This is a genomic window from Streptomyces sp. NPDC001020 (assembly GCF_053599115.1).
The window spans coordinates 20,446-36,047 of the sequence record NZ_JBSFLQ010000058.1 but is presented as its reverse complement, the minus strand read 5'-3'; the positions used below and the strand labels follow the sequence as shown (position 1 = coordinate 36,047).

General features: G+C 70.8%; 15 protein-coding genes. 5 read left to right on the top strand and 10 right to left on the bottom strand.

Annotated features, from left to right (window positions below; all coding sequences use genetic code 11):
• Positions 1–91: 91 nt before the first annotated feature.
• Genes ACWDEX_RS34215 through afsQ1 form a run of 3 tightly spaced genes read right to left on the bottom strand, consistent with a single transcriptional unit; the run spans position 92 to position 2,933 of the window.
• A complete protein-coding gene (locus ACWDEX_RS34215; RefSeq protein WP_450468368.1) occupies positions 92–697 on the bottom strand; it encodes a hypothetical protein in 606 nt (201 codons plus the stop codon).
• The gene (locus ACWDEX_RS34210) at positions 694–2,259 is read right to left on the bottom strand and encodes an ATP-binding protein (RefSeq protein ID WP_450468367.1); all 1,566 of its coding nucleotides are present in this window, start codon (positions 2,257–2,259) and stop codon (positions 694–696) included. The genes ACWDEX_RS34215 and ACWDEX_RS34210 overlap by 4 nt, the downstream gene beginning before the upstream one ends.
• A complete protein-coding gene (afsQ1, locus tag ACWDEX_RS34205) occupies positions 2,256–2,933 on the bottom strand; it encodes a two-component system response regulator AfsQ1 (RefSeq protein WP_450468366.1) in 678 nt (225 codons plus the stop codon). Before afsQ1 ends, ACWDEX_RS34210 begins: the two co-directional genes overlap by 4 nt.
• 267 nt (positions 2,934–3,200) lie before the next feature.
• Between afsQ1 and ACWDEX_RS34200 the strand changes: the two genes are divergently transcribed.
• Entirely contained in the window at positions 3,201–4,001 is an 801-nt protein-coding gene (locus ACWDEX_RS34200) for a SigE family RNA polymerase sigma factor (RefSeq protein ID WP_450468365.1), read from the top strand.
• A gap of 144 nt (positions 4,002–4,145) precedes the next feature.
• On the opposite strand, the gene ACWDEX_RS34195 is transcribed toward ACWDEX_RS34200, so the two are convergent.
• On the bottom strand, positions 4,146–4,796 hold the full coding sequence (locus ACWDEX_RS34195) for a uridine kinase family protein (protein WP_450468364.1): 651 nt from the start codon (positions 4,794–4,796) through the stop codon (positions 4,146–4,148).
• A gap of 128 nt (positions 4,797–4,924) precedes the next feature.
• Here ACWDEX_RS34195 and ACWDEX_RS34190 point away from each other — a divergent pair, with 128 nt between their 5' ends.
• Positions 4,925–5,326 (top strand): hypothetical protein, encoded by a 402-nt coding sequence (locus ACWDEX_RS34190; protein ID WP_450468363.1) that lies wholly within the window; start codon positions 4,925–4,927, stop codon positions 5,324–5,326.
• A gap of 130 nt (positions 5,327–5,456) precedes the next feature.
• On the opposite strand, the gene ACWDEX_RS34185 is transcribed toward ACWDEX_RS34190, so the two are convergent.
• From ACWDEX_RS34185 to deoC, 3 genes are read right to left on the bottom strand one after another with little or no spacing between them, the layout of a single operon-like run.
• A complete protein-coding gene (locus ACWDEX_RS34185) occupies positions 5,457–6,359 on the bottom strand; it encodes an aldehyde dehydrogenase family protein (RefSeq protein ID WP_450468362.1) in 903 nt (300 codons plus the stop codon).
• Positions 6,352–7,788 carry an aldehyde dehydrogenase family protein gene (locus tag ACWDEX_RS34180; protein ID WP_450468361.1) on the bottom strand — a complete coding sequence of 479 codons (1,437 nt, stop codon included), beginning with the start codon at positions 7,786–7,788 and terminating at the stop codon, positions 6,352–6,354. The genes ACWDEX_RS34185 and ACWDEX_RS34180 overlap by 8 nt, the downstream gene beginning before the upstream one ends.
• A gap of 5 nt (positions 7,789–7,793) precedes the next feature.
• On the bottom strand, positions 7,794–8,792 hold the full coding sequence (gene deoC, locus ACWDEX_RS34175; RefSeq protein WP_450468370.1) for a deoxyribose-phosphate aldolase: 999 nt from the start codon (positions 8,790–8,792) through the stop codon (positions 7,794–7,796).
• Between the two features lie 147 nt (positions 8,793–8,939).
• On the opposite strand from deoC, the gene ACWDEX_RS34170 reads away from it, so the two are divergent.
• Positions 8,940–9,605 (top strand): PH domain-containing protein, encoded by a 666-nt coding sequence (locus tag ACWDEX_RS34170; RefSeq protein WP_450468360.1) that lies wholly within the window; start codon positions 8,940–8,942, stop codon positions 9,603–9,605.
• Between the two features lie 45 nt (positions 9,606–9,650).
• Here the strand turns inward: ACWDEX_RS34170 and ACWDEX_RS34165 are convergent, their stop codons facing one another.
• From ACWDEX_RS34165 to ACWDEX_RS34155, 3 genes are all read right to left on the bottom strand, one after another.
• Positions 9,651–11,306: a phospho-sugar mutase gene (locus ACWDEX_RS34165; RefSeq protein ID WP_450468359.1), complete on the bottom strand. Its 1,656-nt coding sequence runs from the start codon at positions 11,304–11,306 to the stop codon at positions 9,651–9,653.
• Between the two features lie 50 nt (positions 11,307–11,356).
• Entirely contained in the window at positions 11,357–12,181 is an 825-nt protein-coding gene (locus ACWDEX_RS34160; RefSeq protein ID WP_450468358.1) for a purine-nucleoside phosphorylase, read from the bottom strand.
• Positions 12,182–12,293: 112 nt separating this feature from the next.
• Complete coding sequence (locus ACWDEX_RS34155; protein WP_450468357.1) at positions 12,294–12,770, bottom strand: gamma-glutamylcyclotransferase; 477 nt, start codon at positions 12,768–12,770, stop codon at positions 12,294–12,296.
• A gap of 95 nt (positions 12,771–12,865) precedes the next feature.
• On the opposite strand from ACWDEX_RS34155, the gene ACWDEX_RS34150 reads away from it, so the two are divergent.
• Both ACWDEX_RS34150 and ACWDEX_RS34145 read left to right on the top strand, forming a co-directional pair.
• The gene (locus ACWDEX_RS34150; protein WP_450468356.1) at positions 12,866–14,314 is read left to right on the top strand and encodes an NAD(P)H-quinone dehydrogenase; all 1,449 of its coding nucleotides are present in this window, start codon (positions 12,866–12,868) and stop codon (positions 14,312–14,314) included.
• A gap of 166 nt (positions 14,315–14,480) precedes the next feature.
• Positions 14,481–15,446 (top strand): DeoR/GlpR family DNA-binding transcription regulator, encoded by a 966-nt coding sequence (locus ACWDEX_RS34145; RefSeq protein ID WP_450468355.1) that lies wholly within the window; start codon positions 14,481–14,483, stop codon positions 15,444–15,446.
• Positions 15,447–15,602 lie beyond the last annotated feature (156 nt).

The window sequence follows — 15,602 nt, the reverse complement described above, 5'->3', positions numbered from 1 at the left end:
ATGTCGCAATCCACACCGAACCCGGAAGGCCCTCACTCGTTCAAGATCACTCCACCGTGAACCCTGTCACCAACCTCCGTGGACAGAACAACTAGGTGACCTTGCTGGACGGCGGTGCCACCGTGCCCGGACGGGAGCGCACCTGGGTGGTGCACTCGTAGCGGCGTGGCGGCTGGTCGGGGCCGCCGAGCACGACGGTCCCGTCCTCGGCGGCGGTTGCCTCGGAGCCGGCGAAGGTGCAGACGATCTGTGCGAGGGCGTACGGGGTGAGGTCCTGCGGCCGGGTGCTCAGCCGGAACGTGCCCTCCGGGTCCTTGCCGCGCGGGCCGCTCACCCGGATGCCGCCGGCCACGTCCGTCGTGTAGCCCGCCTGCTTCTCCCCGGACGACGGCTGCACGGCGAGCTGGTCGAGCAGCCCCTGTGCCACCAGCACCCGGCGCTCCGCCTCGGCGGGGCCGTCCGGAATGCGCACGGAACGGTCCGCCGCAACCAGCTGAGAGCTGCACAGCAGGAAGACCTGGACCGGGATGCCGCGGCCCGTCTGTGTGGACAGGTCCGCGCCGGACAACGCGCACGGCACCCGGGAGGGCGCGGGGCCGAAGTCCGTCGGCACCTGGGTGGAGCGGATGCCGCAGCCGGCCAGCAGCGCGGCCAGCAGCGGGACGGCGAGCCAGGGGCGGGTGCCTCTCATCGTCATCCGGTTTTCTCCTCGGTGCCGTTCCTGTCGCGTGTCTCGTCCGCGATGAGCGGCGACGCGTCGCGCGGCAGGCGCAGCGTGAACATCGCCCCACCCTCCGGCGAGTTGACGGCCGTGATCCTGCCGCCATGGATGTGCGCGTTCTCCAGCGCGATGGACAGGCCGAGGCCGCTGCCCTCGGAACGTGGACGCGAGGCACTCGCCTTGTAGAAGCGGTCGAAGACATGGGGCAGGACGTCCTCGGGGATACCGGGACCGTGGTCCTGCACCTCGATGAGCAGGTCCTCGCCCTCCTCGCGGACGCGGACCCGTACCGGTGAGCCGCCGTGCTTGAGCGCGTTGCCGATCAGGTTGGCCAGGATCACGTCGAGGCGACGCGGGTCGAGACGGGCCGTGATGCCGCGCTCGGCGTCCAGTTCGACGGCGTCCAGCCAGGCGCGGGCGTCGATGCACGCGGTGATCTGGTCGGCGATGTCCACGTCGTCCAGGACCAGCCGGGCCGTGCCCGCGTCGAAGCGGGTGACCTCCATCAGGTTCTCGACGAGGTTGTTCAGCCGCCGGGTCTCGCTGACCACGAGTCGGACGGCCGGCTCGATCATCGGGTCGATGCCGCCCGTCTCCGCGTCGAGTTCCTCCTCCAGCACCTCGGTGACCGCCGTGATCGCCGTGAGCGGAGTACGCAGTTCATGGGACATGTCGGCGACGAAGCGACGAGAGGCCTCCTCGCGGGCGCTCATGTCCGCGACCTTCTTCTCCAGGGACTCGGCGGCGCGGTTGAAGGTCCGGGACAGGTCGGCCAGTTCGTCCGTGCCGGACACGCGCAGCCGGGTGTCCAGCTTGCCCTCGCCCAGGCGCCGGGCCGCGCTGCCGAGACGGTGCACCGGCTTCAGCACGGTCGTCGCGGCCGCCTGCGCGAGCAGCGCCGAGCCGATCAGTGCGAGACCGGTGGCGATACCGAGCGACCAGGCCAGCGAGTTGAGGTCCTTGGCCTCCGGCTCCAGGGACTTGAGCATGTAGCCGGTGGGGCCGCCGCCGATCACCTTCGCGCCGCCGACCAGGTACGGCTTGTCGTGCACGGTGATCCGCTGCCAGTACAGGTGGTAGGCGGACTCGTTGGACGACGACACCGGCTGCTGCTTGTTCACCGCCCTCTGCAGGGACTTCGGCACGTCCCGAAGCGTGAAGGTACCCAGGTCGGAGTTGCCGACCAGCGTCTTCCCGTGCTCGTCCTGCGCGATCAGCAGCACGCTGAAGCGCTGGCTGCTGCCCGCCATCTGCCCGGCGGTGTGCTGCAGTTCGTCCTGCGTCGGGTGCCCCGGCAGCGAACTCGCCCGGTTCTGCATCTCCTGCTGGAAGTCGCGCAGCACCGCGTCCTGGGTGCGAGTGAGCACGGCCTCGCGGTTGAGCCAGTAGGCGATGCCGGACGCCGACACGGCGGCGGTCAGCGCGACGAGCCCGAACACCACGACCAGGCGCAGCCTCAGGCTCGTGAAGCGCAGGCGTGACAGTACGGTCCTGCGAGCCGCGGTCCAGCCGCGGAGTGCGCCTTGCGGATCCGTCACTGAGGAGCGTCCAGCCGGTATCCGACCCCACGGACCGTACGGATCAGCGTGGGAGACGACGGCACGTCCTCGACCTTGGCGCGCAGCCGCTGCACGCACGCGTCGACGAGCCGCGAGTCACCCAGGTAGTCGTGCTCCCACACCAGCCGAAGCAGCTGCTGCCGCGACAGTGCCTGACCGGGCCGCCGGCTCAGCTCCAGGAGCAACCGCAGTTCGGTGGGTGTCAGTTGGAGGTCGTCGCCGTTCTTGGTGACGGTCATCGCCGACCGGTCGATGACCAGGCTGCCGAACGTCGCCGAGTCGCTGGCCTCGCGCTCGCCGCGCCGCAGCACGGCCCGGATCCGGGCGTCCAGCACCCGTCCCTGCACGGGCTTGACGACGTAGTCGTCGGCGCCGGACTCCAGCCCGACCACGACGTCGATGTCGTCACTGCGCGCGGTGAGCAGGATGATCGGTAGCTGGTCGGTGCGCCGGATGCGCCGGCACACCTCGAAACCGTCGATGCCGGGCAGCATCACATCCAGCACGATCAGGTCCGGGCGCTGCTCGCGCAGCAGCTTGAGACCGTCCTCGCCGGTGGCAGCGGTGGCCACACGGTGTCCCTGGCGCGTCAAAGAGAGCTCCAGGGCCGTTCGGATGGCGTCGTCGTCCTCGATCAGCAACAGGGAAGGCACGAGGGCCATTCTGGCTCATACCACGGCCGTCTTTCGACCGTTGGAGTGTTCCCTCACATCCCTCCCGCAAGGCGCGGGCCGCCGACACGTCCTTGTAGTTGCACGACTGCGCTCCGTGAGGTTGCGGCGTGGCACCCGACGACCTCTGTGACAGGTCTGTGACAGTCGACGGACACGGCCATGAAGTCACCCCGGCAAGCTCTTCGACATGAGCAAGGCCGCCACACGGCGGTACGAAGACCCGGACTCCATGACGGGGGGCGCGAGATGAACACGCTGCACGGCACCAGCGCGAGCGCAGTTGTCACGCGTCTGCACGACGTCACCCGGAATGCCGAGAAGTCCGGTGTTGGAGGGGGCACCTCCCTGCTCGAGCGAAGTCGAGAGCTCGGGGGAGGGCGGGGGTGCGCTCGCGGCGCCGGGCGTCAGTACACCGCATCCACGCAGCAGGGGCGCCAGCCCTATATGACGGTGGTTGACGCACACGTGGGTGGAGCTCACGGGGGAGCCGCTTACGGGGAGGCTCAGGGGGAGCGTCGTTCGGCGGCGGAGGTGGAGTTCACCGCCTATGTCGAAGAGCGCCGCGCCTCCCTGTACGCAGCCGCCTACCACCTGACCGGTGACCGCTTCGAGGCCGAGGACCTGCTGCAGAGCGCGCTGTTCTCGACGTACCGGGCGTGGGACCGGATCACGGACAAGGCCGCGGTGGGGGGCTATCTGCGGCGGACGATGACCAATCTGCACATCAGCGCGTGGCGCCGCCGCAAGCTGAACGAGTATCCGACCGAGGAGCTGCCGGAGACCGTCGGAGACACGGACGCGATGCGCGGCACCGAACTGCGCGCCGTCCTGTGGCAGGCGCTCGCCCGGCTGCCGGAACTCCAGCGCACCATGCTGGTCCTGCGCTACTACGAGGGCCGCACGGACCCGGAGATCGCGGAGATCCTCGACATCAGTGTCGGCACGGTGAAGTCCAGCATCTGGCGGTCGCTCCGCCGGCTGCGCGAGGACGAGGCCCTCAGCTTCGGCCGTGACGAGGAGGAGTCCTTCGGGGAGCTGGTCGCCTGAGGGATCGGGGGGGTACGGGGGAGCGGGGGAAGGAAAAAGGGGGAACCGGGGGGAACAACGGGGATCACGGGGGAGCACCAGAGAGCGGGGCTGGAGGGCCGGGGGGTCTGTCCAGCCCCGTTTCTCGTTGCGCTCCGTGCGGTTCTACGTCGCCGTGCTCACCGGGTTCCCGTACTCACCGGCGCGCGGGACCGCGGCCGCTGCCGCCAGCCGGGCCAGCGCCTCGTCCCGGTCGCAGGCGTACGCGCCCAGCGCCGTCTGACGGGTGACGATCGACCGCTCCGCGCGCATCAGGCGCCAGCCGCGCCGCAGCAGGAACGAGATCGACTTGCGGCCCTCTTTGAGGTCGCGCACGAAGCGGCGGCGGAACGTGGTGAACGGTCCCCGTGACAGGCACAGCGCGTCGGCGAGGACGCCCAGCTCACGACAGCGCTCCACGATCTCCGCGGCGAAGATGCCCTCCGCGATGAACACCGGTGTGCGCTCGATGTGCAGGGTCTCCTCGCCCGTACGCGCGCTCAGCGAGATGTCGTACACGGGCACCGTCGTGCGGCCCTTGGCGCACAGTTCGGCGATGGCCGCGACCGCGACATCCGCGTCCCACGACTGCGGATGGTCCCAGTCGATGTCCGAACTCCCTTCCACCAGCGGCAGCGTGGGGTCGTCGCCTTCCTTGTAGAAGTCGTCCAGTCGCAAGACGGGCAGGCCGGAACGGGCGGCGACGAGGGACTTGCCGGAACCGGAGGGGCCACAGAGCAGCACGACGCGGGCCGGAGCCGGGGGTTGGGGATTCACGAGAGACCAGTCTGACGCATCGCGCGCGGAGCGCCGACCCCGCGGGTCGGCGTTGGAACGGACATCACACCTCAACTACCCTACGCGGTGAACTGATTACTATCGGCTAGCAGAAGGTGGCAGCAGCCATGGCACGACACGCCTCCCCCCGCACCCCTACCGCCCGGCGCGCCTTCATCGCCCTCACGACCACGGGCGTCGCACTGGGGGCGGGTGCGGCCGCGGCGTCGGCGGACACCGGCCAGGCCCTCGACGTGACGCGCGCCCGGCCCTCCTCGCTCGGCCACGTCGACCCGCAGGCGGGGCTGCGCGCGCTCAAGGGAAGCGTCGGCTACGCCACCGGTCCGCTCGCGGGCCTCAAGCCCAACCCGCTGGCGGGCACGGGGGTCGACCCGCTCGACAACGGCGTCGGCACGCAGATCGCCGACTTCAAGCCGCTGAACTCGCAGGCACTGACCCGGCCGGTGGCCCAGGCGCGGTCGCTCGGCAGTGTGCCGGTGGTCGGTCGGCTGCTCGGATCGGTGCAGTGACCGGTCCCGACGGTCGGCCTGCGCGAACCAGGGAACCCGCGACCTTCCGGATCCCCGTGGCCTCGTGACGGAGAGCCGCGTTTCCTCTCCCCCCGGAGGGGAAACGCGGCTCTCAGGTTTCGGGGCTGTCTCAGTACGACGAGCCGGACGCGCCCAGCGATCCCGTCGGGTGCCAGACCGTCTTCGTCTCCAGGAACGCGGTCAGTCGCTCGATGCCCGGCGTCGCGGAGTAATCCACAGGCTGTGGGCGAAGGACTCGCTTCAGGTTGTCCGCCGCCGCGATCTCCAGTTCCTTCGCCAGGACGTCATCGGCACCGGCCAGGTCGATCGCGTTGACGTCCTGGTGGGCGGCCATCGGCGCCGCGATCTCCGCCGTACGGCCGGAGAGGACGTTCACGACACCGCCCGGCAGGTCGGAGGTGGCCAGCACCTCGCCCAGGGAGAGCGCGGGGAGCGGAGCCTTCTCGGAGGCCACCACGACCGCTGTGTTGCCGGTCGCGATCACCGGGGCGATCACCGACACCAGGCCGAGGAAGGACGACTCCTGGGGGGCGAGGACCGCGACCACGCCCGTCGGCTCCGGCGTCGACAGGTTGAAGAACGGGCCCGCGACCGGGTTGCCGCCGCCGACCACCTGGGCGATCTTGTCGGTCCAGCCCGCGTACCAGACCCAGCGGTCGATCGTCGCGGCCACCTGCGCCGCCGCCTTCGACTTCGACAGGCCTTCCGCGTCGGCCACTTCGCGCACGAACTGGTCGCGTCGCCCCTCCAGCATCTCGGCGATGCGGTAGAGGATCTGGCCGCGGTTGTAGGCCGTCGCCCCCGACCAGGCGCCGAACGCCTTGCGCGCGGCGACCACGGCGTCACGGGCGTCCTTGCGGGAGGAGAGGGGCGCGTTCGCCAGCCACTTGCCCTTTGCGTCGGTCACCTCGTACACCCGGCCGCTCTCAGAACGCGGGAACTTCCCGCCCACGTACAGCTTGTAGGTCTTGAAGACGGAGAGTCGCTCAGTGGTTTCGGACTTCTCAGACATCGAGGTACGCCTCCAGGCCGTGGCGGCCGCCCTCGCGGCCGAAGCCCGACTCCTTGTAGCCGCCGAACGGCGAGGTCGGGTCGAACTTGTTGAACGTGTTGGACCAGACGACACCCGCCCGGAGCTTGTTCGCCACCGCCAGGATGCGGGAGCCCTTCTCCGTCCAGATGCCCGCCGACAGGCCGTACTGGGTGTTGTTGGCCTTGGCGACGGCCTCCTCCGGCGTGCGGAAGGTGAGGACGGACAGCACCGGGCCGAAGATCTCGTCACGGGCGATGGTGTGCGCCTGGGTGACGTTCGTGAAGAGCGTCGGCGCGAACCAGTAGCCGGACGTGGGGAGTTCACAGGAGGGGGACCAGCGCTCGGCGCCCTCCGCCTCGCCCTGTTCGGCGAGCGCGGTGATCCGGGCGAGCTGCTCGGCCGAGTTGATCGCGCCGATGTCCGTGTTCTTGTCGAGCGGGTCGCCCAGGCGGAGCGTCGTGAGCCTCCGCTTCAGGGACTCGAGCAGCTCGTCCCGGATCGACTCCTGGACCAGGAGGCGGGAGCCCGCGCAGCAGACCTGGCCCTGGTTGAAGAAGATGCCGGTCACGATGCCCTCGACGGCCTGGTCGATCGGGGCATCGTCGAAGACGATGTTCGCGCCCTTGCCTCCCAGTTCGAGCGTGAGCTTCTTCCGCGTACCCGCGACCGTGCGGGCGATCTCCTTGCCGACGGCGGTGGAGCCGGTGAAGGCGACCTTGTTCACGTCCGGGTGCGCGACGAGCGCGGCGCCCGTGTCGCCGTAGCCCGGAAGGATGTTGACGACACCCTTCGGCAGGCCCGCCTGTCGGCAGATGTCCGCGAAGAAGAGCGCCGACAGGGGGGTGGTCTCGGCCGGCTTGAGGACGACCGTGTTGCCTGTCGCCAGCGCCGGGGCGATCTTCCACGCCAGCATCAGCAGGGGGAAGTTCCAGGGGATGACCTGGCCCGCGACACCCAGCGGCCGGGGGCTCGGGCCGAAGCCCGCGTGGTCCAGCTTGTCTGCCCAGCCCGCGTAGTAGAAGAAGTGCGCGGCGACCAGGGGGAGGTCGGCGTCGCGGGTCTCCCTGATCGGCTTGCCGTTGTCCAGCGTCTCCAGGACGGCCAGCTCGCGGCTGCGCTCCTGGATGATGCGGGCGATGCGGAACAGGTACTTGGCGCGCTCGGAGCCGGGCAGCGCCGACCACGTCTGGAACGCCTTGCGGGCAGCCTTCACCGCGCGGTCGACGTCCTCCGCGCCGGCCTGGGCGACCTCGGAGAGGACCTCCTCGGTGGACGGGCTGACCGTCTTGAAGACCTTGCCGTCCGCCGCCTCGGTGAACTCGCCGTCGATGAACAGCCCGTAGGAAGGGGCGATGTCGACGACCGAGCGGGACTCGGGCGCGGGTGCGTACTCGAATGCGGATGCCATGGTGATCAGTCCACCGTCACGTAGTCGGGGCCGGAGTAGCGGCCGGTGGCCAGCTTCTGACGCTGCATCAGCAGGTCGTTCAGGAGCGAGGAGGCGCCGAAGCGGAACCAGTGGTTGTCCAGCCAGTCCTCGCCGGCCGTCTCGTTGACGAGGACCAGGAACTTGACGGCGTCCTTGGAGGTGCGGATGCCGCCGGCGGGCTTCACGCCGACCTGGATGCCGGTCTGAGCGCGGAAGTCGCGTACGGCCTCCAGCATGAGGAGGGTGTTCGCCGGGGTCGCGTTGACGGCGACCTTTCCGGTCGAGGTCTTGATGAAGTCGGCGCCCGCCAGCATGCCGAGCCAGCTGGCGCGCCGGATGTTGTCGTAGGTCGACAGCTCGCCCGTCTCGAAGATGACCTTCAGGCGAGCCGTCCCGCAGGCCTCCTTCACGGCGACGATCTCGTCGTACACCTTCATGTACCTGCCCGCGAGGAAAGCCCCGCGGTCGATGACCATGTCGATCTCGTCGGCGCCCGCGGCCACGGCGTCGCGCACATCGGCCAGCTTCACGCCGAGTGCGGCGCGGCCCGCAGGGAAGGCGGTGGCGACCGAGGCGACCTTCACTCCGGAGCCCGCGACGGCCTCCTTCGCGACGGCCACCATGTCGGGGTAGACGCAGACGGCCGCGGTCGTCGGGGCCGTACGGTCCGTCGGGTCGGGGTGCACCGCCTTGGCGCCGAGCGCCCGGACCTTGCCCGGGGTGTCCGCGCCTTCCAGCGTCGTCAGGTCGACCATCGAGATGGCGAGGTCGATGGCGTACGCCTTCGCGGTGGTCTTGATGGAGCGGGTGCCGAGGGAGGCTGCGCGGGCCTCCAGGCCGACCGAGTCGACGCCGGGCAGCCCATGGAGGAAGCGGCGCAGCGTGCTGTCGGACGAGGCGAGGTCCGTGAGCGCGTGTGCAGCAGCGGGTGTGGGGGCACCGCCCTGCTCGAGCGGAGCCGAGAGCTTGGGGGAACTGGGCATGGTCACCAGCCGAGCATATCTACGCGCGTAGCGGCTGTACACCCCAGGGACACTCCCTGCGCGGGCCGGACACGGGTACGCACCGCGCGGGGCACGGTTGTGTACCGGCTGGAGAGCACTTCGCACTCGTCATGCAGAATCGGGTCCATGACGACCCCCGATCACCCGTCGCCCGCGCCGGACCAACCCTCGGCACCTGAGTCCCGGGACCGGATCTACCGGTCGCCCGCCGGTATCGCGGGCGGCGTGCTGTTGCTCGCCATCGTGCTCTGGCTCGGCATCGACGCGCTGGTCAACGGTCACGGCCGCACCCCGTGGCTGGCGCTCGCCGGAATGATCCTGGGCATACCGCTGGTCACCGCCTTCACCATACGCCCGGCCGTGTACGCGAACGAGGAGCGGCTGCGCATCCGCAACCCGCTCCGTGTGATCGTGCTGCCCTGGGGCTCGGTCGCGTCGCTCCGCTCCGGCTACTCGAACGAGGTCGTCGCCACGTCCGGTACCAAGTACCAGTTGTGGGCGGTGCCCGTCTCGCTGCGCGGCCGCAAGAAGGCGGCACGGAGGCAGAGCCGGGCGGCCGCGCAGGCCGCACGCGGGGGCAGGTCGGGCCGCCAGGGCCTCTCCTCGGCGGCCCCGGCCGGGCCCACCCGCGCCCAGACCGACCAGATCATGGACGACCTGCGCGAACTGGCCGAGATGCATGAGAAGGCCGAGCGGGCCCAGGGCGAGCCGACGGTCCGCTGGGCGTACGAGGTGGTGGGACCGGCCGTGGCCGGGGCGGTGGTGCTGGCGATCCTGATGGCGGCGGGCTGAGCCGGCCGTGCCCGCGACCGCAGGGGCCGCGGGCACGGCGGTCGGTCAGATGCCCGCCGCTGCCGACAGGTCGCGCTTGAGTGACGCCAGCAGTTCGGCCGCCTTGACGCGGGCTGCCGGAAGGTCGGCATGTGTGGAGACCGGGACCACGACCTCCAGGTAGCACTTCAGCTTCGGTTCCGTGCCGCTGGGACGGACGATCACGCGGGCGCCGTCGAGCGTGTAGCGCAGGCCGTCCGTGGGCGGCAGCTCGTCCGTGCCCTTGGCAAGGTCCTCGCAGCGGGTGACCGGCAGGCCCGCGAGGTGGGCCGGGGGCCGCTCGCGCAGGCGGCGCATCGCGGTCGCGATGACCGAGAGGTCCTCGACCCGGACCGAGAGCTGGTCCGTGGCGTGCAGACCGTGCTCGACGGCGAGGTCGTCGAGGAGGTCGAGGAGGGTGCGGCCCCCCGCCGCCGAACCGCCGCCGGACTCGGCCTTGAGTACGGATGCGAGTTCGGTGATCAGCAGCGCGGCCGTGATGCCGTCCTTGTCGCGTACCCCCTCGGGGTCGACGCAGTAGCCGAGGGCTTCCTCGTAGCCGTAGCGCAGGCCCTCGACACGGGCGATCCACTTGAAGCCGGTGAGGGTCTCCTCGTACGGCAGGCCGGCCTTCTCGGCGATGCGGCCGAGGAGGGAGGAGGAGACGATCGACTCGGCGAAGGTGCCCCGCGCGCCACGCCCGACCAGGTGGGCGGCGAGGAGCGCGCCGACCTCGTCGCCGCGGAGCATGCGCCAGTCCTCGCCGTCCTTGACGGCCACGGCACAGCGGTCGGCGTCCGGGTCGTTGGCGATCACCAGGTCGGGGTCCGTCTCACGGGCCTTCGCGAAGGCGAGGTCCATGGCGCCGGGCTCTTCCGGGTTGGGGAAGGCGACCGTGGGGAAGTTCGGGTCGGGCTCTGCCTGCTCGGGGACGAGGACGGGCTCCGGGAAACCGGCCCGGGCGAAGGCGGCGAGGAGGACGTCCTTGCCGACGCCGTGCATCGCCGTGTAGACGGTGCGGGCGCTACGCGGGGAGCCCGGGGCGAGGACGGCGTCCGTGCGAGCGAGGTAGGCGTCGAGGACGCTGTCGTCCAGAGTGTCCCAGCCGGAGTCCGGGCGGGGGATCGCGCCGAGGGTGGTGAGGGCGTCGATCTCGGCCGCGATCTCGGCGTCGGCGGGGGGCACGATCTGCGAGCCGTCGCCGAGGTAGACCTTGTAGCCGTTGTCCCGGGGCGGGTTGTGGCTGGCCGTGACCTCCACACCGGCGACCGCGCCCAGGTGCCGGATGGCGAAGGCGAGGACCGGGGTGGGCAGGGGCCGGGGGAGCACAGCGGCCCTGAGGCCCGCCCCGGTCATCACGGCGGCGGTGTCACGAGCGAAGTCGGCGGACTTGTGGCGGGCGTCGTAGCCGATGACCACGAGGCCGTCGCCCTGGTTCTTCGACTTCAGGTACGCGGCGAGGCCGGCCGCGGCGCGGATGACCACGGAGCGGTTCATGCGCATGGGGCCGGCGCCGAGTTCGCCGCGAAGCCCGGCGGTGCCGAACTGGAGGGTGCCGCTGAAGCGTGCGGCGAGCTCGGCGTGGTCCCCGGCGTCGATGAGTCTCGCGAGTTCCTCACGGGTCTCCGCGTCGGGGTCCTCGGCGAGCCACGCCCTGGCCCGTGCGATGAGTTCGTCGTGCACGTCGGGTCAACCTCTCGTTGTGCGGTCGGGGGCGCTTGTCGTAGGAGTGCCTACAGGCGGTCCAGCACCTGCGTCAGCAACGCTCCCATCCGCGTCGCGCTGTCGCGGCCCGCCTGGAGGACCTCCTCGTGGTTCAGCGGCTCGCCCGTCATTCCGGCGGCCAGGTTGGTCACCAGCGAGATGCCCAGGACCTCGGCGCCCGCCTCGCGCGCGGCGATCGCCTCCAGGACCGTCGACATGCCCACCAGGTCGGCGCCGATGACCCGGGCCATGCGGATCTCCGCCGGGGTCTCGTAGTGCGGGCCGGTGAACTGCGCGTAGACGCCCTCCTGCAGGGAGGGGTCGATCTCCTTGCACAGGGCGCGCAGGCGTGGGGAGTACAGGTCGGTCAGGTCGACGAAGTTGGCGCCCACGATCGGCGAGGTCGCCGTCAGGTTGATGTGGTCGCTGATCAGAACCGGCTGGCCGGGGCGCATGGTCTCGCGCAGGCCGCCGCAGCCGTTGGTGAGAACGATGGTCTTGGCACCGGCCGCGACGGCGGTGCGGACGCCGTGCGCGACGGCGGCGACCCCGCGGCCCTCGTAGTAGTGAGTGCGCCCCAGGAAGACCAGGGCTCGCTTGTCACCGATCCGGTACGAGCGGATCTTGCCGCCGTGGCCCTCGACGGCCGGCGGCGGGAAGCCGGGCAGCTCGGTGACCTGGAACTCGGCCTCGGGCTCGCCGAGGGCGTCGACGGCCGGAGCCCAGCCGGAGCCCATCACGAGGGCGACGTCGTGGGTCTCGGCGCCCGTCAGCTCGCGCAGGCGCGCGGCTGCGGCGTCGGCGGCGGCGTAGGGGTCGCCCTGGATGTCGTCCGGAAGAAGAGATGCGTTCACGCGCACGAGGGTAACCGGTCAGTGCCTACGCGCGTAGATGAGGGGCTGACGGCAACACGATCGTTGCCTTGTCGTTTCCGGAGAAAACCGGTTCGCCCGTGACCGGTCCTCGTCAGCAGGGCCGCTTGCGGAGCTCCATCACGTAGTCGTGCGGCGCCCCCGCGGACTCGGCGGCGTCGGCGATCTCACCCAGATAGCGGGCCGACGGAAGGCCGCCCTCGTAGCCGTTCAGGGCGTAGGTCCAGCCCGTCTCCTCGCCGTCCAGTGTGTGCACGCGCACGCGCAGGCGGCGGTAGACACCGAGGGTCACGCCCTCCCAGCGGTCCATGGAGTCCTCGTCCATCGGGGCGATGTCGTACAGCGCGACGAAGACCTGGGTGAGCGGGTCCTCCACGATCGTCGCGAGGGCGCCCTCCCAGCCCGCCCCCGAGCTCTCGGTCCCGGGCGAGGAGGGGAGTCCCCACTGCTCGCCCCCGAAGGTCAGCCGCCAGCCGTTGATCCAGCCGGTGGCGCGCAGCGGCGAGTGGGGTGCGCGGCGGGACATCAGTCGCGCGTCGAGGTTGCCGGCATACGCGGCGTAGAGCGACATGCTGACGAGGGTACGGCAGCACCCCGGTCGCCTCTTGTGCAACAGAAGTACCGCGCACCTCCCCCGGAGGAGCACCGGTCGAGGCGTGCGGGACAATGGGGTACGTGACTCGGATCGTGATCATCGGTGGCGGACCCGGCGGATATGAAGCGGCGCTGGTGGCCGCGCAGCTCGGCGCGGAGGTGACCGTCGTCGACTGCGACGGCCTGGGCGGGGCGTCGGTACTCACCGACTGCGTGCCGTCGAAGACGCTCATCGCCACGGCCGAGGTGATGACCACGTTCGATTCCTCGTACGAAGAGCTCGGCATCATCGTCGCCGACGACACCCCGCCCCTGGAGCAGGTCGCGCGCGTCGTCGGGGTGGATCTCGGCAAGGTCAACCGCCGGGTGAAGCGGCTCGCGCTCGCCCAGTCCCACGACATCACCGCGTCCGTCACCCGGGCGGGCGCCCGGGTCCTGCGCGGCCGCGGCCGGCTGGAGGGCATGCAGGCCCTGGACGGGTCGCGCAAGGTCGTCGTGCGGGCCGCGGACGGCAGCGAGGAGACCCTCACCGCCGACGCCGTGCTCATCGCCACCGGCGGTCACCCGCGCGAGCTGCCCGACGCCCAGCCCGACGGTGAGCGGATCCTCAACTGGACCCAGGTCTACGACCTCGACGAGCTGCCCGAGGAGCTCATCGTCGTCGGCTCCGGTGTCACCGGTGCCGAGTTCGCCGGCGCCTACCAGGCCCTCGGGTCCAAGGTCACCCTCGTCTCCTCGCGCGACCGCGTGCTGCCCGGCGAGGACCCCGACGCCGCCGCCGTCCTGGAGGACGTCTTCCGGCGGCGCGGCATGAACGTGATGGCCCGCTCGCGCGCACAGTCCGCCAAGCGCGTCGGCGACCGGGTCGAGGTCACCCTGTCCGACGGACGGGTGATCACGGGCTCGCACTGCCTCATGGCCGTCGGCGCCATCCCCAACACCAGCGGGATGGGGCTGGAGGAGGCCGGAGTCAGGCTGCGCGAGTCCGGGCACATCTGGACCGACAAGGTCTCCCGGACGACGGCTCCGGGCGTGTACGCGGCCGGCGACGTCACCGGCGTCTTCGCCCTCGCGTCCGTCGCCGCCATGCAGGGACGCATCGCCATGTACCACTTCCTGGGCGACGCGGTGGCCCCCCTCAACCTGAAGACCGTCTCCTCGAACGTCTTCACCGACCCCGAGATCGCGACCGTCGGCTACAGCCAGGCGGACGTCGACGCCGGCAAGATCGACGCCCGGGTCGTCAAGCTGCCGCTGCTGCGCAACCCGCGCGCCAAGATGCAGGGCATCCGCGACGGCTTCGTCAAGATCTTCTGCCGCCCCGGCACCGGGATCGTGGTCGGCGGTGTGGTCGTCGCACCGCGCGCCTCCGAACTGATCCATCCCATCTCGATCGCGGTCGACAACAATCTGACGGTCGAGCAGATCGCGAACGCCTTCACCGTGTACCCGTCCCTGTCGGGCTCGATCGCCGAGGTGGCACGGCAGTTGTACGCCCGGAAGCTCACGGCCGAGTCCTGACGGCCCGGGGGCGGTGGCGCGGGTCACGGTGAGTCGCCGACGATGCGTGTGGCATAGGCAGGAGGCCTAAGCTCCTATACCACCTCCGGCCTTGCCGTGCGAACAACTTCTGTTATTCGGCGCAAACTGCTGAAACCAGACGGTCGTTGGGGTTACTGTCAGTTTCGTGTTCGCTGCAGAACGTCGCCAATTGATCCTCGAAATGGTGCGAGCGAACGGTGCCGTGTCGCTCCGTGAGCTCGCCCGCGTCGTCCAGACCTCCGAAGTGACCGTACGGCGGGACGTGCGTGCACTGGAGGCAGAAGGACTCCTAGACCGCCGGCACGGCGGTGCGGTACTGCCGGGCGGGTTCACGCGGGAGTCCGGCTTTCCGCAGAAATCGCATCTCGCGACCGCCGAGAAGACGGCCATCGCCGACCTCGCCGCGGGTCTCGTCGAAGAAGGCGAGGCGATCGTGGTCGGGGCGGGTACCACCACGCAGGAGCTGGCGCGCAGACTCGCGCGGGTTCCCGGGCTGACCGTGGTCACCAACTCCCTGTTGGTGGCACAGGCGTTGGCCCACGCCAATCGCGTGGAGGTCGTGATGACCGGCGGCACCCTGCGCGGCTCCAACTACGCCCTGGTCGGCAGCGGTGCGGAGCAGTCCCTGCAGGGGCTGAGGGTCTCCAGAGCCTTCCTGTCAGGGAGCGGACTCACCGCCGAGCGCGGGCTCTCCACGTCCAACATGCTGTCGGCGTCCGTCGACCGCGCACTGGTACAGGCGGCCGCGGAGGTCGTCGTCCTCGCCGACCACACCAAGCTCGGCGCGGACACGATGTTCCAGACCGTGCCGACGGACGTCATCACCCACCTGGTGACGGATGAGCCGCCCGCGCACGACGACCGTGCGGCCACCGAACTGCAGGCCCTTGCCGATCAGGGCGTACAGGTGGCGGTTGCCGGGGCGTCGGGCAGCGGTTCGGCGGGAGGCGATCCCGTCCCGGCGGGGCGTCAGCCGCGCCGGGACGTGTCCCTGCCCGGTCCGCGCCGTGGCCAGGTCCCCGCAGGCGGCCCGCAACTGCGCAGTGCGACGGTCCTCGGGGAACAGCCCGCGGGAGAACGCGCGCGCGTCGCGGACCTGCGTCGCCGATGAGGCAGAAGGCACGCCACGGCTCCGCCTGAGCCGCCTGGGGTGCGCTCTGCCGTCGGCCGCGCGGACGGTGGGTCCGTCGGCGGTCCGTACGGGTCCGGGGTGCGTGGGAGTGGCGGCAGAACGAGACGCCCGGCGGACGCACTGCTACAGCGCGTC